Consider the following 394-nt stretch of genomic DNA (forward strand, 5'->3'; position numbering starts at 1 on the left):
TTCGAATTCAACAACCGGTGCCAACGAGGGCATGGCGTTAAGGCACGCCATGGGCGGATATGCTTTTGCATCTCGGTACGACGTGGCTGCTGTTCGCGGTCGCGACCGTCGCGGTTTTCGGATTCTTTTTCGGCTCCGCGCTCGATGCCATCATGAAGGACGACGGCTTCGGCTCGACCGGCAACACGCTGCTGTTCACGCTGGGCTTCTTCGTCGCGGTGATGGTCGCCAATGAGCACGGCATCGCCTTCAGGGATCTCAGACTTGCGGTGGCATGGGGTTTGAGCGGCGCCTTCGTCCTCATCAGCGTGATGGCGCTTATCAAGGCCGGGCTGGCACGCCTTTAGGGATTGTCGATATTCACGCCATGTCGGCCTGCAAGTGCCGGTTTTCT

General features: G+C 59.6%; 1 protein-coding gene. It reads left to right on the forward strand.

The genetic code is table 11. The features are described 5' to 3' along the window. The first annotated feature begins 59 nt into the window (after window positions 1–59). Window positions 60–347 carry a hypothetical protein gene (locus EN808_RS35250; RefSeq protein ID WP_127857567.1) on the forward strand — a complete coding sequence of 96 codons (288 nt, stop codon included), beginning with the start codon at window positions 60–62 and terminating at the stop codon, window positions 345–347. The last annotated feature ends 47 nt before the right edge of the window (window positions 348–394 follow it).

The organism is Mesorhizobium sp. M8A.F.Ca.ET.165.01.1.1 (genome assembly GCF_004792065.1).
Lineage (GTDB): Bacteria > Pseudomonadota > Alphaproteobacteria > Rhizobiales > Rhizobiaceae > Mesorhizobium.